Below are 19918 nucleotides of genomic sequence, written 5' to 3'. Positions count from 1 at the left end.
CGGTGCGGGGCCCGGCGGCGCGGGTTGCCGCCGGGCCCCGCACCCCGTCAGGCGGGGGTCTCGGCCGTCGTGACCAGGGTGGCGCGGCCGAGGATGTGCCCGGACATGGTGAAGCCCAGCAGCGCGGGCGTCGCGTCGGCGGGCACGCCGATGTCCTCGACGTCGAGGGCGTGGACGGTGATGAAGTACCGGTGGACGCCGTGCCCGGCCGGCGGGCCGGCGGGGACGTACTGCGGCAGGCGCACGTCGTTGGGCAGCTGCACGGCGCCGGCGGGCAGGCCCGAGCCGGCGGCGTCGCCCGCGCCCTCGGGCAGGGACGTGGTGGCGGCCGGGAGGTTGGCGACCGCCCAGTGCCAGAAGCCGGAGCCGGTCGGGGCATCGGGGTCGTACATGGTCACGGCGTAGCTGCGGGTGCCGGCCGGGGCGCCGCTCCAGCTGAGCTGCGGCGAGGCCGCCCGGCCCGCGAAGGGCCGGCCGTCGCCGAGGGTCGCGCTGGTCAGGTCGAAGCCGGGCACCTGCGGCAGGCGCGCGAAGGGGTCGTTGTCGCTCATAATCGATATCTTCACAGATAATCGATTACCCTGCTAGGGTGGCGAATGTGACAACGCAACCCATCGAGCGACAGCCGTCGGAGCGGGTATACGTGCGCCTGCGCGCGGGCGTGCTGCGCGGCGAGTACGCGCCGCGGCAGGCGCTCAAGCCGCAGGAGCTGGCCAACGAGCACGGCGTGAGCCTCGCCGTCGTGCGGGAGGCGCTGCTGCGCCTGGTCGGCGAGGGGCTCGCGGAGCGGCTGCCGAACCGCGGGTTCGCCGTACCGGCGACGGGCGACGAACGGTGGCAGCGCGTCGCCGAGGCCCGGGCCGTCATCGAGCCGGCGACGCTACGGCTGGCGATCGAGCGCGGCGACCTGGAGTGGGAGGCCCGGGTCCGGGCCGCCCACCACCGCCTGGCGGGCACGCCGGTGGACGACCTCGACACGTGGTCGGAGGCGCATCGGCTGTTTCATCGGGTACTGCTGGAAGGCTGCGCCAACGACGCCCTGCTGGAGACGTTCGACCGCCTCTGGACCGCGAGCGAGCTCGCCCGCCGCTGGTCGGCGCGCGCCGCCCCGGGCCGCGACCACGCCGCCGAGCACCGCGCGATCGAGGAGGCCGCCCTGGCCCGCGCGGCCGACCGGGCGGCCGAGCTCCTGCGTATCCACGTGAGCCGCACGGTGGAGGCGCTCGCGATCGAGCCCCCGTCCTGATGAGTTTCGTGGGTTTTGCCGGGGTAAGGGGACCGCCATGTCCAAGGTCACCGTCGTGATCGCCACGCGGAACCGGTGCGCCGGACTCGAACGCACCCTCCGCGAGCTGCATCGCGGCGCCGGGCCGCCGCCGGTGGTGGTCGCCGGCAACGGTTCCCGCGACGGTACCGCGGCCATGCTCGCGGCCGCCTTCCCGCACGTGCACCACCTCCGGCTGGGCCGCAACGAGGGCGCGGTCGCCCGCAACCACGTGGCCGCCGCGGCCGGCACGCCGTACATCGCGTTCGCCGACGACGACTCCTGGTGGGCGCCGGGCGCGCTGAACCGGGCCGTCCGGCACCTCGACGCCGCGCCCCGCCTGGCGCTCGTCGCGGCCCGCACGCTCGTCGGGCCGCAGGAACGCCTCGACCCGGTGTCGGCGTTCATGGCGCAGGACCCGCTCGGCACCGCGGCCGACCTGCCGGGCCCATCGGTGCTGGGCTTCCTTTCCTGCGCCGCGACGCGTTCCTGGCCTGCGGCGGCTTCGACCCGGTGGTGTTCTTCTTCGGCGAGGAGGCCCGGGTGGCCCTCGACCTGCGCGCCGCCGGCCTCGGCCTGGCCTACTGCGCCGACGTCGTGGCGCACCACCACCCGGCGCCGGGCGCGTCCGCCGAGCCGGCGAAGCGGCTCCTGGCCCGGCGCAACCGCGCCCTGACGGCCTGGATGCGCCGCCCGATCCGTACCGCGATCGCCGCGACCGCCGAGGTGCTGGCGGCCACGCGCACGGGGCCACCGGCCCGCCGTACCGCGCGGGAACTGCTCGCCCGGATTCCCGCGCGCTGGCCGGGCGACGGCCGGTGCCCGCCGAGGTCGAGTTCGAGCTGGCCCTGCTGGCCGCGGCCGAACGCACGGGCGGCGCGGCGACGGTCAGCCGTTCGTAGTCTCGACGCGGGCGATGAGCTGCTTCAGGCGCCCGATCTCCGCCGCGAGCGCCGCGTCGCCGGCCGGGGTCAGGGTGATCCAGGTGCGGCCGCGCCTGCCCGCGTAGCCCTTCTCGACCTCGATCAGGCCGGCCGACTCGAGGACGCCGAGGTGCTGGGACAGGTTGCCGGCGGTCAGCTCCAGCTGGGCCCGCAGGAAGCCGAACTCGACCCGGCGGGCCTCGTGCGTGATGGTCAGGATGCCCAGCCGGACCCGCTGGTGCACGACGTCGTCGAGGCCGTTGACGGGGTGCGGGGCCTCGGTCATCGGGCCCGCCGTTGCGCCAGCGCGAAGCCGGCGCTGCCGAGCAGGAGCAGGCCGCCGGTGATGGTCAGCATCGGCGCGAACTGCCAGCGGCTGCCCCAGCCGTTGCCCCAGCCCAGATTGACCTTCGCCACCACGACGACAAGGTACCCCAGCGCGAACACCAGCAGCGCGACGTGCCGCTCCAGCCAGGCCAGCACCAGCAGGGCCAGCCCGAACGTGCCGGTGACGTCGACCAGGCGGTAGAGCGCCTCGACCGCGGCGGGCGGGCGGCCCAGGTCCGGCGGCGGGTCGAGGTGGACCCAGAACCGCATGGCGAAGGAGAACAGCACGACGAGCCCGACGCCGGTGAAGACGTACGGCAGGACCCGGGCCTCCACGCCGCGGGACCGGGCCACGCGCAGGTACACGGTGGCGATCACGATGTACCCGGCCGCGAGGGCCAGCGCCCAGTAGATCTCCGCGGCCACCATCTCGACGTGGCAGACCCGGCCGCCGTCGGGCAGGGTGCGGCAGTCGCTGACGATCCGGTAGCCGAAGCGGTACACGGGGATCGCGCCGAGGGTCAGCACGCCCAGCACGAGCAGCGGCAGCCACGTCACCCGCTGGGTGAGACGGACCCGGCGCGCGAGCTCGCGCACGTCGGCCAGCAGCCGGCGGGGGTCCCCGCCGGCGGAAACCGCATCGGAAGTCATACCAATAGGTTTGCACAACAAACCGATTGGCGCCAGTACCGGTTGGCGCGTCGGCCTCTCATCGAGCGACCGCCGCCCCATGTCGCCGCCGCGAGGCCCGCGACCGGCGCGTGGCAGAATCGCCAGGTGCAAATCGGGCTCTTGGGACCGTTCGAGGTTCGCGCGGACGACGGCGGTGTCGCCGACGTGCCGGGGGCGCGGCTGCGTGGGCTGCTCGTGGCGCTCGCGCTGCGGCCTGGGCACGCGGTTCCCAAGGGGACACTCGTCGACTGGATCTGGGGGGAGCAGCCGCCCGCCGATGCCACGAACGCGCTCCAGCGGCTCGTGTCCCGGCTGCGCAAGGTGCTGCCCGACGGGTCGATCGAGGGGCAGACGGACGGGTACCGGCTGACGCTGGACCCCGACGCCGTCGATGCCGTGCGGTTCGAGCGGCTCCTCGGGGCCGGCCGCGCCCGGGAGGCCCTTGCCCTCTGGCGCGGCGCGGCGATGGAGGACGTCGGGCTGCTCGACAGCATGGCGTTCGACGCGGCGGCCGCGCGGCTCGACGGGCTGCGGCTGGCGGCTCTGGAGGATCTGTACGAGGGCGAGACCGCGCACGGGCAGGGTGCCCCGCTCGTCACCGAGCTGACCGACCTCGTCGCCGCGCATCCGGAGCGTGAGCGGCTCGTCGCGGCGCTGGTCCGGGCCCTGGCCGCGGCCGGGCGGGACAGTGAGGCGCTGCTGGTGTACCAGCGCACCCGCGAGGCCCTCGCCGACTCGCTCGGGGTCGATCCCGGGCCGGAGCTGTCGGCGGTGCACGTCGCGCTGCTGCGGGGCGAGCTCGGGCGGCGGGAGGAGCGTCCGCGGACCAACCTGCGGGCCGAGCTGACCAGCTTCATCGGCCGGGACGCCGACGTCGCGGCGGTGCGGGACCTCGTCGCCGGGCACCGGCTCACGACGCTGATCGGGCCGGGCGGGGCGGGCAAGACCCGGCTCGCCGCGGAGACCGCGCGGACGCTGCTCGGCGATCTGCCGGACGGCGCGTGGCTGGTGGAGCTCGCGGCCATCGGGGCCGACGGTGACGTGGCACAGGCGACGATCGCGGGGCTGGGCCTGCGCGACACGCTGCTCGGCAACGCGCCGAACGCGGACCTGACCGACCGGCTCATCGCCGCCGTCCGGGACCGCGAGACGCTGCTGATCCTGGACAACTGCGAGCACGTCATCGACGCCGCGGCGGCGCTCGCGCACCGGGTGCTCGGGGCGTGCCGGCGGCTGCGCATCCTGGCCACCAGCCGGGAGCCGCTCGGCATCACCGGCGAGGCGCTGTGGCCGGTCGAGCCGCTGGGGCTGCCCGACGGCGACGCGGAGCCGGCCGAGATCGAGTCCGCGCCGGCGGTGCGGCTGCTGCGCGACCGGGCCGGGGCGGTACGCCGGGACATCGCGGCCGACCCGAGGACGCTGGCGGCGATGGCGCGGGTGTGCCGGGCGCTGGACGGGGTGCCGCTGGCGATCGAGCTGGCCGCGGCCCGGCTGCGCACCATGACCGTCGACCAGCTGGCGCACCGGCTCGACGACCGGTTCCGCCTGCTCACCGGGGGCAGCCGCACCGCGCTGCCGCGGCACCGGACGCTGCGCGCGGTGGTGGACTGGAGCTGGGAGCTGCTCAGCGACGCCGAGCGGATGGTCCTGCGGCGGCTGTCGGTGTTCGCCGGCGGGGCGAGCCTGGAGGTGGCCGAGCGGGTCTGCGCCGGGGACGGCGTCGAGCCGGAGCAGGTGCTCGAGCTGCTGACCGCGCTGACCGAGAAGTCGCTGCTGGTCATCGCGGCCGGCGACGCGCCGCGGTACCGGATGCTCGGCACGATCAAGGAGTACGCGGCGCAGCGGCTCGCGGAGGCCGGGGAGGAGGACCTGGCCCGCCGGGCGCACCTCGCGTGCTGCATCGAGCTCGCCGAGACCGCCGACCCGCACCTGCGCCGGGCCGAGCAGCTGGAGTGGCTCGCGATCCTCGAGGCCGAGCACGACAACATCGGCGCGGCGATGCGCGGGGCCCTCGCGGCCGGCGACGCGCACGCGGCGATGCGCCTCGGGGCGGGCGCCGGCTGGTACTGGTGGCTGGCCGGGCACAAGGCCGAGGGCATCGAGCTGCTCACCGCGGCGACGGCCCTGCCCGGCGAGGTGCCGGACGAGGTGCGGGCCCGGGCGTACGCGCTGATGGGCACGTTCGCCAGCGGCGGGCGCAACGACGAGACCCACGCGGCCGAGTGGATTCGCAAGGCCGGCGAGCTGCAGCGGCGCACCGGCTCGCGCGACCAGCTGCTGCAGTTCATCGCCCCGCTGGAGCGCATGCTGCAGGGGCCGGACCAGGCCCGGGACGCCTTCGAGCCGATGCTGCGCGCCGCCGACCCCTGGGCCCGGGCCCTGGCCCGGCTGCAGCTGGGCAAGATGCGGATCATCCTCGGCCACGGCGGCCGGGACGCCGACGCGTACCTCGAGCTGGCGCTGGCCGAGTTCCAGGCCCTGGGCGAGCGGTTCGGCATCCAGTTCGCGCTGTCGGAGCTGGCCGAGCGCATCGCCACCCGCGGCGAGTTCGCCGGCGCCTGCGAGCACTACGAGCAGGCGGTCGCGGTCATCGCCGAGGTCGGCGCGGTCGAGGACATCATCCGGATGCGCTCGCGCCAGGCGCTGCTGTACCGGTTGATGGGCGACGAGGAGGCCTCCGCGACCGCGATCGCCGAGGCGGACCGGTACGCCGCGCGGGTCACCTGGCCCGACGCGCTGGCCGACCTGGCCCTGAGCAAGGCGCGGCTCGCGGTCTGGGGCGGCGCCGCCGACGAGGCCCGCCGGCAGCTCGGCGTCGCGACGGCCCTGCTCGGCCCGGAGGCGGAGTGGGCGCACAACCGGGCGGCGAGCCACGACCTGCTCGGCTATCTGGCCGAGGACCTCGACGAGGCCCGGGCGCACCGCGCGGCGGCCTGCGCGGCGGCGGCCGAGGCCGGGTACCTGCGTGCGATCGCCGACGTCCTGGTCGGGGTCGCGGACCTGGCCCTGCGTCGCGACCAGCCCGAGCAGGCCGCGCGCCTGCTGGGGGCGGGCGCCGCGGTGCTCGGGCTGCCGGACCGGGCCAACCCGGACCGGACCCGCGTGGAGCGGGAGGCCCGGCGCCGCCTCGGCGACACGGGGTACGCCGAGGCGGCTCAGGAGGGGGCCCAGACGGACTGGACGGAGGTTGCCGCGGTTACGCTCGCCGCTTGAAACTGCGCAGCGCCCACAGGTAGCCGACCAGGCCGATCCCGGCGCACCAGGCGACCGCCTGGATCGCCGACCCTGTCGACGGCGTGCCGATCAGCAGCCCGCGCAGGGTCTCGATGATGGGCGTGAACGGCTGGTACTCGGCGAACTGCTTCACCCCGGCCCCCATCTTCCCGGCCGGCGAGAAGGCGCTGCTCAGGAACGGCAGCATGATCAGCGGTACCGTGCCCAGCCCCGCCGACTCCGCGCTCTTGGCGGCCAGCCCCAGCGCCACGGTGATCCAGCTCGCCGCGAACGCCAGCAGCAGGACCAGGCCGGCCACGCCGAGCCAGTCGGCGAACCCCGCGTCCGGGCGGAACCCCATCGCGAACGCCACCCCGACGATGGCCGCCACGGCCACCAGCGCCCGCAGGGTCGTCTCGACGACGTGGCCGGCCAGCACGGCGGCGCGGGAGACGTCCATCACCTTGAACCGGTTGATGACGCCGGTGGTCATGTCGGCGTTGACGGCCGTCGCGGTCGCCCCCAGCCCGTAGCTGATGGCCATCACGATCAGGCCCGGCGTCACGTAGTTGATGTACTTGACGCCGACGTCGAACGCGCCCCCGAGCACGTACACGAACATGAGCGCCATCACGATGGGGAACAGCACGGCGTTGAACACGGTGACCGGGTTGCGGACCGTGTGCTTGAAGTTGCGTCGGAGCATGATGGTCGAGTCGGCCACGGCGCTCATGCGGTCACCTCCGTGCTCGCGCGGCCCGTCAGGGCCAGGAAGACGTCGTCCAGGTCAGGGGTGTGCACCGAGAACTCCTCGATGCCGATCTCGTGGGTGTCGAGCCGGTCGAGCAGGGCCCGCAACGACCGGACGTCGCCGTCGCCGGGCACCCGCAGGGTCAGGTCCTGCTCGTCGCGGGTGGCGTCGGGCAGCACCCGCGCCGCCGCGTCGAGCTGGGTGCGGTCCGGGAACCGGAGGCGCACGTGGCTGCCCCGGACGCGGCGCTTGAGCTCCGCGGCCGTGCCCTCGGCGACCACGCGGCCCTGGTCGAGCACCGCGATCCGGTCGGCGAGCTGGTCGGCCTCGTCGAGGTACTGCGTGGTGAGGAAGATGGTCACGCCGCCGGCGACGAGGTCGCGGACGATGTCCCACATCGTGCGGCGGCTGCGCGGGTCGAGCCCGGTGGTCGGCTCGTCCAGGAAGATGATCCGGGGTCCGCCGACCAGGGTCATCGCCAGGTCGAGCTTGCGCCGCATGCCCCCGGAGTACGTCGAGGCGAGCTTGCCCGCGGCCTCGGCCAGGTCGAAGCGCTCCAGCAGCCCGGTGACGACCGGACCGGACGGGCGCACCCGCCGCAGGTCGGCCATCAGCTCGAGGTTCTCGCGGCCGGTCAGCAGCTCGTCGACCGCGGCGAACTGGCCGGTGACGCCGATGAGCCCGCGCACCGCCTTGGTCTCGGTGGTGACGTCGTGCCCGGCGATGCGCACCGTGCCGCCGTCGGCCGTCATCAGCGTGGTCAGCACGTTGACCGCGGTCGTCTTGCCGGCCCCGTTCGGGCCGAGCAGGGAGAAGATGGAGCCTGTGGGGACGTCGAGGTCGATGCCGTCGAGCACGACCTTCTCCCCGAATGATTTCCGCAGCCCCGTGGCCGCGATCGCCGAACTACTCATGCGAGGAGCATCGGCGGGTGGCCTGACACGCCTCCGCCACCGCCCTGACACGGCTCCCACCCGCGGGGTGTCGCCGCCCCGGCGCCGGGCGTGGTCGCCTGGAAGCATGAGCAATCCGGAGCGGGAGCGGGTGGCCACGGTCGGGCGGCCCGAGGACGGGCTGGCCGAGGCTAGCCCCTGGTATCGGTGGGGGCCCTATCTGAGCGAGCGCGCATGGGGGACCGTGCGCGAGGACTACAGCGACGGCGGGGCGGCGTGGGAGGCGTTTCCGCACGACCATGCCCGTTCCCGGGCGTACCGCTGGAGCGAGGACGGCCTCGCCGGGGTCTGCGACGCCGGGCAGCGGATGTGCTTCGCGCTGGCCTTCTGGAACGAGCGGGACCCGATCCTCAAGGAGCGCATCTTCGGGCTCACCGGCAACGAGGGCAACCACGGCGAGGACGCCAAGGAGTACTGGTGGTACCTCGACGCCACCCCCAGCCACAGCTGGATGCGGTGGCGCTACCACTACCCGCAGGCGGCGTTCCCGTACGAGGACCTCGTGGCCGAGAACCGGCGGCGCGGGCGCGACGAGCCGGAGTACGAGCTGCTCGACACCGGCGTCTTCGACGACGACCGGTACTTCGTGATCGAGGCCGACTACGCCAAGGCCGACCCGGACGACCTGTGCATCCAGGTCCGCATCACAAACGTCGGGCCCGACGCCGCGCCCCTGCACGTGCTGCCGACGCTGTGGTACCGCAACACCTGGTCCTGGGGCCCGGACGGCGAGCGGCCGCGGCTCACCTCCGACCGGCAGGCGATAAACGCCGGCTCGATGGTGCTGCAGGCCGACGGGCAACCGCAGCAGCTGTACTGCGACAACGACACCAACGCCGAGCGGCTCTTCGGCGCCGGCTCCACGGTGCCGTACCCCAAGGACGGCATCAACGACCACGTCCTGCACGGCGCCCCCACCGTCAACCCGGCCGGCGAGGGCACCAAGGCCGCCTTCTGGTACCAGCTGAACATCGGCCCCGGCGAGACCGTCGAGCTGAACCTCCGCCTCGCCCCGAAGGCCGACCCGAAGGCGTTCGGCCCCGCCTTCAAGAAGACGCTGCAGCAGCGGCGGCAGGAGGCCGACGCGTTCTACGCCGACCTGACCCCGAAGGGGACCAGCGCCGAGGACGCCATGATCATGCGGCAGGGCTTCGCCGGGATGATCTGGGGCAAGCAGTTCTACCACTACGACGTGGCCCAGTGGCTGGCCGGCGACCCCGCGCAGCCGCCACCCCCGCCCGGGCGGCGGCAGGGGCGCAACGCCGGCTGGCGGCATCTGGACGCGGCCGACGTCATGTCGATGCCGGACCCGTGGGAGTACCCGTGGTTCGCCGCCTGGGACTCGGCCTTCCACGCGGTCGCGCTGGCGCACCTCGACCCGGCCTTCGCGAAGTACCAACTCCTCCTGCTCTGCCGCGAGTGGTTCCAGCACCCCAACGGGGCCATCCCCGCCTACGAGTGGGCGTTCGAGGACCTCAACCCGCCGGTGCAGGCGTGGGCCGCGCTGCAGGTGTTCGAGATCGACGGCCGGCGTGACATCGAGTTCCTGACCCGGATCTTCTCGAAGCTCGTGCTGAACTTCACCTGGTGGGTCAACCGCGAGGACGCCGGGGGCAAGAATCTCTTCGAGGGCGGGTTCCTCGGGCTGGACAACATCGGCCCGATCGACCGGTCGCACCTGCCGCCGGGGTACACCCTGGAGCAGTCCGACGCCACCGCGTGGATGGCGTTCTACTGCCTGAACCTGCTGGAGATGGCGCGCGAGCTGGCCCAGCACAACCCGGCGCTGGACGACCTGGTCATCAAGTTCCTCGAGCACTTCGCGCTCATCACCGAGGCGATGCGCGGCAGCGCGCTGTGGGACGAGCAGGACAGCTTCTTCTACGACACGCTGCGCGGCCCGGACGGCTCCGCGGTGCCGCTGCGGGTGCGCTCGATGGTCGGCATCATCCCGCTGTTCGCCACCAAGACGCTGCGGGAGGAGGACTTCCAGCGGGTCCGGGCGCGGAGCAAGAGCCTCGCCGACATCCCCGAGGAGCACGTCATCCACACCGAGGACGGCGGCCGGTTCGTGGGCGTCGGGGTCGCCGGGGCCGGGCGGGTGCGCCGTGTGCTGCCGCACCTGTTCGACGAGGACGAGTTCCTGTCGCCGTACGGGCTGCGCGCCCTGTCGCGGTGGCACGCCGAGCACCCGTTCAGCGTGGACCTGCCGGGCTGGACCGCGACCGTCGGCTACGAGCCGGCGGAGTCCACGACCGGCATGTTCGGCGGCAACTCCAACTGGCGCGGGCCGCTCTGGATGCCGCTGAACTACCTCGTCATGCGGACCCTCGCGGACTACGACGCCAACCTCGGCGGCGCCGTGAAGGTCGAGTACCCGACGGGCTCGGGCCGGATGCTCACCGCCGGCGACATCGCCGAGGATCTGCGGCAGCGGATGCTCTCGCTGTACCGCCGCGGAGAGGACGGCCGCCGGCCCGCCTTCGGCTGGGTCGACAAGCTCCAGCACGACCCGAACTGGCGCGACAACCTGCTGTTCTTCGAGTACTTCCACGCCGACAACGGCGCCGGGCTCGGCGCGATGCACCAGACCGGCTGGACCGGCCTGCTCGCCGAGCTCGTGGCGCGCCCGGGGGTGCAGCGATGATCACGTTCGGACGGCAGATCTGCGGCGACCTCGAGTCCGCGAGCACCCGCGAGTGGCTGGTGACCGACGGGCTCGGCGGCTACGCGATGGGCACCGTCTCGGGGCTGCGCACCCGGCGCTACCACGGGCTGCTCGTGGTCGCCGCGCCCGGCGGCGGCGCGCGGCAGCTCGGCCTGGCCGCGCTCGAGCCCGTCGTACGGATCGGCGATCGGGTGGTGCGCCTCGCCACCGACGAGTGGGCCGGCGGCACCGTCGACCCGGCCGGGCACGTGCACCTGGCCGAGTTCCGCCTCGACGAGGGCGTGCCCTGCTGGCGCTGGGACCTCGGCGACGTGGTCGTCCAGCGCGAGATCGCGATGGCGCACGGGCGGGCCGCGGTCGGGGTCGTGTTCACGGTACTGCGGGCGCCGCGCCCGATCACGCTGGAGCTTACGCCGCTGTGCACGTGGCGGGACGCGCACGGCGAGCGCACCGCGGCCGGCGACCCGCGGGTGACCCCGGCCGCGGGCGGCTTCGCCTTCGAGGACGCCTACCGGGTCACCGGCCCGGACTGGCAGCCCGGCGGCGACTGGTACCGGGGCGTGTACGCCCGCGAGGAGGCGGGCCGCGGCCTCAACGCGGCCGAGGACCTCTGGGCCGCCGGGCACTTCACGGCGGAGCTGGAGGCCGGCGGTACCGCGGAGGTCACCGCGGCCGCGAGCCCCCTCGACCGCGCCGTGCCCACCGCGGCCGGCCTCGTCGTCGCCGCGCGCAAACGGGCCCGCAAGGTCGCCCGGCAGGCCGGCGCGAGCGACCCGGTCGGCCGGCAGCTCGCTCTCGCCGCCGACCAGTTCGTCGTCGGCACCCCGACCGGGCCGTCGGCGGTCGCGGGCTACCCGTGGTTCGGGGAGTGGTCCCGCGACCTCATGACGTCCTTCGAGGGGCTGTTCCTGAGCACCAACCGGCCCGACGACGCCCGCGCCGTGCTGCTGCGGGCCGGCGCCACGGTGTCGGAGGGTATGCTGGCCAACACCGCCGACACCGGCACGCTGGAGTACAACACTGCCGACGCGGCGCTGTGGTTCGTCCACGCGATCGGCCGCTACGCCGCGGCCACCGGCGACCTCGACACGGTAAACGCGCTCGCCGGCCCGATGCGGGAGATCCTGACCCGCCACCGCGACGGCACCCGTTACGGCATCGCCGCCGACCCGGCCGACGGGCTGCTCACCCAGGGCAAGCCCGGCTTCGCGCTCACCTGGATGGACGCGCGGGTCGACGGCCGCCCGGTCACCGAGCGGCAGGGCAAGGCCGTCGAGATCAACGCCCTGTGGATCTCGGCGCTCGCGTCCGCCGGGGAGCTGCTCGGGGACCGGGAGTTCACCGCGGCCGCGGAACGTGCCGCGTCGTCGTTCCGGCGCCGTTTCGTGCGCCCGGGCGGCGCGGGGCTCTACGACGTCGTGGACGGCCCCGCCGGCGACGACCCCACGGTCCGGCCGAACCAGCTTCTCGCCGTGTCGCTGCCGCACGCCCCGATCGGCGACGCGGCCCCGGTCGAGGCGTGCCGGCCGCTGCTCACCTCGCTCGGCCTGCGCTCGCTGGCCGCGTCCGACCCGGCCTACAAGGGCGTGCACCGCGGCGGCCCGTACGAGCGCGACTACGCCTACCACCAGGGCACGGTCTGGCCGTGGCTGATCGGGCCCTTCGCCGACGCCGCCCGCCGCACCGGCGTGGACACCACCGGCCTGCTCGACGGCCTCGAGCTGCACCTCGGCGAGTGGGGCCTGGGCTCGGTGTCGGAGACGGCGGACGGGGACGCCCCGCACGCGGCCACCGGCTGCCCGTTCCAGGCCTGGTCGGTCGCCGAGGTCCTCCGCGTCCGCCAGTCGTTTGCGGCCCCGGCGCGGGGGTAGGCGGGGTCGCATGATCGGTGCCCGGACCCCCCGCCGCGAGGACGCGCGCCTCGTGCGCGGGGCCGGGCAGTATGTTGCGGACGTCCGCGTCGAGGGCTGCCTCGACGCGGCGTTCGTGCGCGGCACCGTCGCCCACGGGGAACTGCGGGGCGTGGACCTGAGCCGGTCGCGCGAGGTGCCGGGGGTCCTGGGCGCGTGGGCGCACGCCGACCTGCCGTACCTGCCGCCGACCCCGCCGATGCTCGACCCCGGCTCGATCGAGGGGCGCCCGTGGCCGGCCCTGGCCACGGACCGGGTGCGCTACTACGGCGAGCCGGTCGCGATCGTGGTCGCCGCGGACCGGTACCTCGCCGAGGACGGGCGCGACGCGGCCGGCGTGCGGATCGACGCACTGCCGGTGCTGCTCGACCCGACGGAGGCGGCCGCGAGCGACGTGCGCCTGTTCGCGGGCCTGAGCAACGTGGCCGTCGAGCGGGAGTTCGGCGCGGCCGCCCCGGACGAGGTGTGGCGGGCCGCGGCGATCGTGGTCGAGGCGCGGTACCGCCAGCAGCTGCTCATCCACACCTCCATCGAGCCCCGGGCGATCCTCGTGCGCCCCGAGCCCGACGGCGGCCTGACCGTCTGGGCGTCGCACCAGGCCCCGCACCGGCTGCGCCGCGACCTCGCGGGGGCGTTCGGGCTCGAACCGGGCCGGGTCCGGGTGATCGTGCCCGACGTCGGCGGGGCCTTCGGCGGCAAGAGCGAGACGTGGCCCGAGTACCTCGCCGTGGTCGCCGCCGCCCGCCGCCTCGGCCGCCCGGTGCGCTGGCTCGAGGACCGCGCGGAGGCGCTCGCCGGGCCGCCGCACGGGCGCGGGCAGAACCAGCGCGTCCGGCTCGCCGCCGCCGCCGACGGCCGCATCCTCGCCTACGAGCTGCACGTCGACGCCGACGTCGGCGGCTACCCGCACACCGGCTCGTTCATGCCCATGGCCACGTCGATGATGGCGACCGGCGCGTACGCCATCGAACACGTGCATGTGCGCACCCGCGCGGTCGTGACGAACACCGCGCCCACGGCCCCGTACCGCGGCGCCGGGCGCCCCGAGGCGGCCGCGGCGATCGAGCGCACCGTGGAGCTGCTCGCCCGCCGGCTCGGCCTCGACCCGGCCGAGGTGCGCCGGCGCAACTTCATCACGGCCTTCCCGTACGCCACGCCCACCGGGTTCACCTACGACAGCGGCGACTACGCGGCCGCGCTCGGCGTGGCGCTCGCCGAGCTGAAGGTGGAGGACTGGCGCGCCGAGCAGGCCCGCCGCCGCGCCGCCGGGGGCCGGCCGATCGGCATCGGCCTGTGCACGTACGTCGAGCGCTCCGGGTCGGGGGAGGAGTACGGGGCCGTCGAGGCGTGCCCGGACGGCACGTTCGTCGCCGTGTCCGGCTGCTGCAGCACCGGTCAGGGGCACGAGACGTCCTTTCCGCAGGTGGTCGCCGACGTGCTGGGCGTCGAACCGGAGCGGGTCCGGCTCGTGGAGAAGGACACGGCACTGGTACCGCAGGGGATCGGCTCGTACGCCAGCCGATCGATGCAGACCGGCGGCGCCGCCCTGTACCGGGCCGCGGCCCGGCTCGTGGACACCGCGCGGCAGCGGGCCGCCGAGGCGCTGGCGGTGCCGGTGGCGCAGGTCGAGTACCGGGCCGGCGCGCTCGTGGCCGGCCCGCGCTCGGTCACGCTCGCCGCCCTCGCCCCGCTGCGGGCCGAGGAGACGCTCGACCCGCCGGAGGCGTTCCCGTTCGGCGCCTACGCGGCCGTCGTCGAGGTCGACCCGGAGCTCGGCGGCGTCGCCGTGCTCGAGCTCGTCGCGGTCGACGACTACGGCGTCGTGATCAACCCGCTCATCGTCGACGGGCAGGGGTACGGCTCCATCGCGCAGGGCCTCGGGCAGGCGCTGTACGAGGACGCGCGCTACGACGCCGACGGCCGCCCGGGCGCCGTGAGCCTGCTCGACTACCTGCTGCCGACCGTCTCCGAGCTGCCGCCGCTGCGCCTGGCCGAGACCTGCACCCCGAACCCGAACACCGCGCTGGGGGCCAAGGGCGCGGGCGAGGCCGGCTGCATCGGCGTGCCCCCGGCGATCGTCAACGCCGTCGCCGACGCGCTCGGCCTGGACGACCCGGCCGCCCTGCAGATGCCGCTGACGCCGTACACGTGCTGGAGCGCCGCCCGATGAAGCCCGCCCCGTTCGACTACGTGGCCGCCCGCAGCACCGGGGACGTCGTCGCCGCGCTCGCCGACGGCGACACCCACGTGCTCGCCGGTGGGCAGAGCCTGGTGCTGGAGATGAACTACCGCACCCGGCGGCCCGCGCGGCTCGTCGACATCAACCGGGTGCCGGGCTTCGACCGCCTGGAGGTGCTCGACGGCGCGCTGCGGGTCGGCCCGCTCGTGCGGCACCGCGCCTTCGCGGCCGGGGCCGGCGCGGCCGCGGCGCTGCGGCCCGGGACCGGGGAGCGGGCGGCCGCCGTGGGTGCGCTCGGCGACCTGCTGGGCCGGGTGGCCCGGCACATCGCCCATCCGCCGATCCGGGCCCGCGGCACCATGCTCGGCAGCCTCGCCTACGCCCACCCGGCCGCCGAGTGGCCCGCGGTCGCCGTCGCCCTCGACGCGCGCCTCGAGCTCGTCGCCGCCGCCGGGAGCCGCAGCGTCGCCGCCGCCGACTTCTTCACCGGGCCGTTCGCGACCGTACGCCGGCCGGGGGAGCTGCTGCACGCGGTACACCTGCCACTGCTGCCGCCCGGAACGAGCGTCGGCTTCGCCGAGCACCGGCGCACCCACGCCAGCTTCGCCCAACTGGCCGCCCTCGTGGCGGTGACGCTCGCCGGGGGCCGGGTCACCGCCGCGCGCATCGGCCTGGTCAACGCGGCCGAGCGCCCGGTCCGCGCGACCGGCGCGGAGGCGGCGCTGCGGGACCGGCCGCTGGACGACGCGGCGATCGCCGGGGCCGCCGCGGCCGCGCGGGACGACGCCGACCCGCGGCCGCAGCCGTACGCGGACGCCGGCTACCTGCGCCACGCCGCGGCCGTGCTGGTGCGCCGGGCCCTGCTGCAGGCGCGGGACGGAGGCTGACGTGCGCATCACCCTGACCGTCAACGACCGCGCGTACGAGCTCGACGTGCCGCCGCGGCGCACCCTGGCCGACGCCCTGCGCGAGGACTGCGGCCTCACCGGCACCCACCTCGGCTGCGAGCACGGCGTCTGCGGCGCGTGCACGGTACTCGTGGACGGCGAGGCGGTGCGCTCGTGCCTGATGTTCGCGGTGCAGTGCGACGGCGCCCGGGTCCGCACCGTGGAGGGCCTCGACCACCCGCTGCAGGCGGCGTTCTCGGCCGAGCACGCGCTGCAGTGCGGCTTCTGCACGCCGGGCTTCCTGATGCTGGCGACCGGCGCCCTGGAGTCGGACCCGGCGGTCTTCGACGACCCGGAGCGCCTGCGCGAGCTGCTGACGTCGAACCTGTGCCGGTGCACCGGCTACGAGGGCATCAGGCGGGCCTGCGAAACCATGCGCGACCGGATCAGCTGAAGCTGTCGCGGTACTGCGTCGGCGAGCGGCCGGTCAGCTCGCGGAACGCCGCGTTGAACGCCGACAGCGACGTGTACCCGACCGCGAACGCGATCTTCGTGACCGGCGCGTCGCCGGCCGCGAGCTCCTCGATCGCCCGCATGACGCGCATCCGGCGCAGGGCCGCGCGCCAGGTGAGGCCGGTCTCGTCCTCGAAGCGGCGGGCCAGGGACCGGGGCGCGAGGCCGACCGCGGCGGCGATGTCCTCGAAGCGGACCTGCTCGCCGAGGCGCTCCTCGGTGAGCCGCAGGGCGCGGCGCAGCTCGGGGGAGCGCCCGGCCGGCACGACGACCGGGCTCGGCGTCCCGGCGAGGCGCCAGGCGACCGCGGCCAGGGCCGTGAACAGCGCCGCGGCGTAGGGGGTGAGCGGCTCGTCGCCCGGGCCCCACGCGCCGCACTCGGCGACCAGGGCCCGCGCGAGCGGGGAGAGGTCGAACACGGCCAGCGGCGCGCCCGGCGGCGGGGTGAAGGCGGTGTCGAAGAGCACGGAGGCGGTGGTGACCGGCTGCGGCAGGCTCACCTGGATGGGGCGGCCGGCCTCGATGAGCGCCGCCCGGGCCGGTGGCAGCAGCCAGGCCTGGCCCTGCGCCTCCAGCCGGAGGGCACCGGTGGAGGCGCAGAGCAGGTAGTGCCGGTCGACGCACAGCTCGCGCGCGGGTTCGGGCGCAAAGGTGCGCACGAAGCTGTACGCCTGCCGGGTCATCTCAGGCCACCGTCTCCAGCAGTTCGGCGTGGAAGCGCCGGCTCACCGGCGCGTCGGTCATCATCGGGCGCAGCGCCGCGCCGGAGCGCGTGAAGGCTTCGGAGGCGAGGTACGGCGCGAACGCCTCCTCATCCTCCCACTCGTGCACGACGGTGACGGTGGTGTCGTCCTCCCGGGAGGCGTAGACCCGGAAGGCGATGTTGCCCGGCATGGCGCGGATCTGGTCGCGCTCGGACTCGAGCTGGGCGAGGGCCGCGGGCCGGTCGGCGGCGGCGGTGCGGAAATCGAGAATCGCGATGAACATGCAACGATCCTCGCCCGCGCCGCGACCGTACCGCCGCCGCCGGTCGGACAGGTTCACGCTCCCAGCGGACACGTTGTCCCGGTGCGGTTCTCAGCGGGCGGCCTGCGCCTGCGCCTGCGACGTGTCGAAGCGGAGGGCGCCGCCCTCGGCGTCGACCCGCACGTGCTGACCCCGGTCCAGCCGGCCCGTGAGGAGCATCTCGGAGAGCGGGTTGTCGACCTCGCGCTGGATGGTGCGCCGCAGCGGCCGGGCGCCGAACTCGGGCTCGTGCCCGTGCTCGGCGATCCAGTCCACCGCCGCCGGCGTGAACTCCACGGTGACGTCCTGGGCGCGCAGGCGTCGCCGGGTCAGCTCGAGCAGCAGCCGGGTGATCTCGCCGAGCTGCCCGGAAGTGAGCCGGGCGAAGATGACGACCTCGTCGATGCGGTTGAGGAACTCCGGGCGCAGCTCCTGCCGCAGCCGGCGCAGGACCCGGTCGCGCACCTCGCCGTCGTCGCGGCCGGCGCCCTCGCCGCCGGCGGTGAAGCCGAGCGCCGGGCCGCCGGCGGTGAGCAGCTCGGAGCCGAGGTTGCTCGTCATGATCAGCACGGTGTTGCGGAAGCTGACGGTGCGGCCCTGGCTGTCGGTGAGCCGGCCGTCGTCGAGCACCTGCAGCAGGAGGTTGAACACGTCCGGATGGGCCTTCTCGATCTCGTCGAGCAGGACCACGCTGTACGGGCGGCGGCGCACCGCCTCGGTGAGCTGCCCGGCCTCCTGGTAGCCGACGTAGCCGGGCGGCGCCCCGACGAGGCGGCTGACCGTGTGCCGCTCCTGGAACTCGCTCATGTCCAGCCGGATCATCCGGTGCTCGTCGCCGAACAGGGCCTCGGCGAGGGCGCGGGCCAGCTCGGTCTTGCCCACGCCGGTCGGGCCGAGGAACAGGAAGCTGCCGATCGGCCGGCCGGGGTCACCGAGCCCGGCCCGCGACCGGCGCACGGCCTCGGCCACCGACCGCACCGCGTCCTCCTGGCCGACCAGCCGCCGGTGCAGCCGCTCCTCGAGCCGGCCGAGCCGCTGCCGCTCCTCCTCGGTGAGCTGCGCGGCCGGGATGCCGGTGGCGCGGGACACGACCTCGGCGACGTCCTGGGCGGTGACCTCGCCGGGCCGGGCCGGTCCGGTGGCGGCCCGCTCGATGCGCGACCGCAGCTCGTGGATCCGGTCGCGCAGGGCGCTGGCGTGCTCGTACTGCTCCTGGGCGACCGCCTGGTCCTTGTCGCGCACCAGCTGCTCCAGCCGGGCCTCGAGGTCGCGCGTGTCGGTGGCCGGGGCCAGCGCGCGCAGCTGCACCCGGGCGCCGGCCTGGTCGATGAGGTCGATCGCCTTGTCGGGCAGGAACCGGTCGGTGAGGTACCGGCTGGACAGGTCGGCCGCGGCGACGAGCGCCTCGTCGCGGAACCGCACGCCGTGGTGGGCCTCGTAGCGGTCCCGCAGCCCGCGCAGGATCTCGACGGTGTCCGGCACCGAGGGCTCGGGGACCAGGACCGGCTGGAAGCGCCGCTCCAGCGCCGCGTCCTTCTCGATGTAGCGGCGGTACTCATCCAGGGTGGTCGCGCCCATGACGTGCAGCTCGCCGCGGGCCAGGGCCGGCTTGAGGATGTTCGCGGCGTCGGCCCCGCCGGTCTCGCCGCTGCTCCCGGTGCCCACGACGGTGTGGACCTCGTCGATGAACAGGATCAGCTCGTCGCTGTGGCGGCGCACCTCCTCGATGAGCGTCTTGAGCCGCTCCTCGAAGTCGCCGCGGTACCGGGTGCCGGCGACCAGCCCGGTCAGGTCGAGCTGGACCAGGCGCTTGCCGGTCAGCGTGCGCGGCACGTCCCCGTCGGCGATGCGCTGGGCCAGCCCTTCGGCGATCGCGGTCTTGCCCACGCCGGCCTCGCCGATGAGCACCGGGTTGTTCTTGGTGCGCCGGGCCAGCACCTCGACGCACTGGTCGATCTCGCCGGCCCGCCCGATGACCGGGTCGATCCGGCCTTCGCGGGCGGACGCGGTGAGGTCGGTGCCGTACCGGTCCAGCGTCGGGGTGTCGCCGTGCGCCGGACCGGCGCTGCGGGCACCGGCCGGGGCGCCCGGCGCCGGCTGGTTGATCGCGTCGCGCAGCGACTCCGGCGTCACCCGCTGCCCGGCGAGCGGCTCGCCGCCGGTCGACTGCGGGTTCAGCGACAGCGCGAGCAGGATGTGCTCGGGCCCGATGTACGACGCGCCGCCGGCCCGGGACAGCTGGTGCGCCTGCAGCAGGGCCCGCTTCGTGGCCGGCGACAGCGCCGATGTGCTGCCCATGGGCCGGGCGGGCCCGTGCTGGCGGTGCACGTCCAGCACCTGCCCGAGCTGGTCGGGGTCGCCCCCGGCCCGGCCGAGCACCTGGCGCAGCGGCTCGCGCTGCAGGATCGCCCACAGCAGGTGCACGGTGTCCAGGTCGTCGTCGCCGGAGTCGGCCGCGTAGCGGGCCGCGTCCAGCATGAGGTCGCGGGCCTCCTGGCTCATGAGCCGGCCGAGGTCGATCCGGCGGCCCGAGCGGTCGGCCGGACCGGCGAAGAACCGGGCGATCAGGTCGTCGAGCGGGTTGTCCGCGCCGGGGTCGTCGTCCCAGTAGGCGTTCGTCACCGGGGCCCGGCTACCCCGCCCGGGGCCCGGT

General features: G+C 75.1%; 16 protein-coding genes. 8 read left to right on the top strand and 8 right to left on the bottom strand.

Annotated features, from left to right (window positions below):
- Positions 1-47: 47 nt before the first annotated feature.
- Positions 48-551: a YbhB/YbcL family Raf kinase inhibitor-like protein gene (locus ACPPVO_RS31760; RefSeq protein WP_426502220.1), complete on the bottom strand. Its 504-nt coding sequence runs from the start codon at positions 549-551 to the stop codon at positions 48-50.
- Between the two features lie 47 nt (positions 552-598).
- On the opposite strand from ACPPVO_RS31760, the gene ACPPVO_RS31755 reads away from it, so the two are divergent.
- Positions 599-1246, top strand: a complete 648-nt coding sequence (locus tag ACPPVO_RS31755) for a GntR family transcriptional regulator (RefSeq protein ID WP_426502219.1) — start codon at positions 599-601, stop codon at positions 1244-1246.
- Between the two features lie 37 nt (positions 1247-1283).
- The gene (locus ACPPVO_RS31750; protein WP_426502218.1) at positions 1284-1940 is read left to right on the top strand and encodes a glycosyltransferase family 2 protein; all 657 of its coding nucleotides are present in this window, start codon (positions 1284-1286) and stop codon (positions 1938-1940) included.
- Positions 1941-2152: 212 nt separating this feature from the next.
- Here the strand turns inward: ACPPVO_RS31750 and ACPPVO_RS31745 are convergent, their stop codons facing one another.
- Complete coding sequence (locus tag ACPPVO_RS31745; RefSeq protein WP_426502217.1) at positions 2153-2473, bottom strand: transcriptional regulator; 321 nt, start codon at positions 2471-2473, stop codon at positions 2153-2155.
- A complete protein-coding gene (locus ACPPVO_RS31740) occupies positions 2470-3165 on the bottom strand; it encodes a hypothetical protein (RefSeq protein ID WP_426502216.1) in 696 nt (231 codons plus the stop codon). Before ACPPVO_RS31740 ends, ACPPVO_RS31745 begins: the two co-directional genes overlap by 4 nt.
- 126 nt (positions 3166-3291) lie before the next feature.
- Between ACPPVO_RS31740 and ACPPVO_RS31735 the strand changes: the two genes are divergently transcribed.
- Positions 3292-6399 (top strand): BTAD domain-containing putative transcriptional regulator, encoded by a 3108-nt coding sequence (locus ACPPVO_RS31735; RefSeq protein ID WP_426502215.1) that lies wholly within the window; start codon positions 3292-3294, stop codon positions 6397-6399.
- On the opposite strand, the gene ACPPVO_RS31730 is transcribed toward ACPPVO_RS31735, so the two are convergent.
- A complete protein-coding gene (locus tag ACPPVO_RS31730; RefSeq protein WP_426502214.1) occupies positions 6383-7132 on the bottom strand; it encodes an ABC transporter permease in 750 nt (249 codons plus the stop codon). The genes ACPPVO_RS31735 and ACPPVO_RS31730 overlap by 17 nt on opposite strands.
- Positions 7129-8064 carry an ATP-binding cassette domain-containing protein gene (locus ACPPVO_RS31725; protein WP_426502213.1) on the bottom strand — a complete coding sequence of 312 codons (936 nt, stop codon included), beginning with the start codon at positions 8062-8064 and terminating at the stop codon, positions 7129-7131. The genes ACPPVO_RS31730 and ACPPVO_RS31725 overlap by 4 nt, the downstream gene beginning before the upstream one ends.
- Positions 8065-8170: 106 nt before the next feature.
- On the opposite strand from ACPPVO_RS31725, the gene ACPPVO_RS31720 reads away from it, so the two are divergent.
- Genes ACPPVO_RS31720 through ACPPVO_RS31700 form a run of 5 tightly spaced genes read left to right on the top strand, consistent with a single transcriptional unit; the run spans position 8171 to position 16201 of the window.
- Positions 8171-10750, top strand: a complete 2580-nt coding sequence (locus ACPPVO_RS31720) for an MGH1-like glycoside hydrolase domain-containing protein (RefSeq protein ID WP_426502212.1) — start codon at positions 8171-8173, stop codon at positions 10748-10750.
- On the top strand, positions 10747-12642 hold the full coding sequence (locus ACPPVO_RS31715) for an amylo-alpha-1,6-glucosidase (RefSeq protein ID WP_426502211.1): 1896 nt from the start codon (positions 10747-10749) through the stop codon (positions 12640-12642). The genes ACPPVO_RS31720 and ACPPVO_RS31715 overlap by 4 nt, the downstream gene beginning before the upstream one ends.
- Positions 12643-12652: 10 nt before the next feature.
- Complete coding sequence (locus ACPPVO_RS31710) at positions 12653-14851, top strand: xanthine dehydrogenase family protein molybdopterin-binding subunit (RefSeq protein ID WP_426502210.1); 2199 nt, start codon at positions 12653-12655, stop codon at positions 14849-14851.
- Positions 14830-15747, top strand: coding sequence for an FAD binding domain-containing protein (locus ACPPVO_RS31705; protein ID WP_426502209.1), 918 nt, complete (start codon positions 14830-14832; stop codon positions 15745-15747). Before ACPPVO_RS31710 ends, ACPPVO_RS31705 begins: the two co-directional genes overlap by 22 nt.
- 1 nt (position 15748) lies before the next feature.
- A complete protein-coding gene (locus ACPPVO_RS31700; protein WP_426502208.1) occupies positions 15749-16201 on the top strand; it encodes a (2Fe-2S)-binding protein in 453 nt (150 codons plus the stop codon).
- Here ACPPVO_RS31700 and ACPPVO_RS31695 read toward each other — a convergent pair.
- From ACPPVO_RS31695 to ACPPVO_RS31685, 3 genes are all read right to left on the bottom strand, one after another.
- Entirely contained in the window at positions 16194-16943 is a 750-nt protein-coding gene (locus ACPPVO_RS31695) for a helix-turn-helix domain-containing protein (protein WP_426502207.1), read from the bottom strand. The two genes, ACPPVO_RS31700 and ACPPVO_RS31695, sit on opposite strands and share 8 nt — an antisense overlap.
- Position 16944: 1 nt before the next feature.
- Complete coding sequence (locus tag ACPPVO_RS31690) at positions 16945-17247, bottom strand: putative quinol monooxygenase (protein ID WP_426502206.1); 303 nt, start codon at positions 17245-17247, stop codon at positions 16945-16947.
- A 90-nt stretch (positions 17248-17337) separates the two neighbouring features.
- Positions 17338-19887 (bottom strand): ATP-dependent Clp protease ATP-binding subunit, encoded by a 2550-nt coding sequence (locus ACPPVO_RS31685; RefSeq protein WP_426502205.1) that lies wholly within the window; start codon positions 19885-19887, stop codon positions 17338-17340.
- Positions 19888-19918 lie beyond the last annotated feature (31 nt).

Source organism: Dactylosporangium sp. McL0621 (genome assembly GCF_049995355.1).
In the GTDB taxonomy this organism is placed as follows: Bacteria; Actinomycetota; Actinomycetes; order Mycobacteriales; family Micromonosporaceae; genus Dactylosporangium.
The sequence above is the reverse complement of the archived record's forward strand: the minus strand, read 5'-3'. Positions and strand labels throughout refer to the sequence as shown.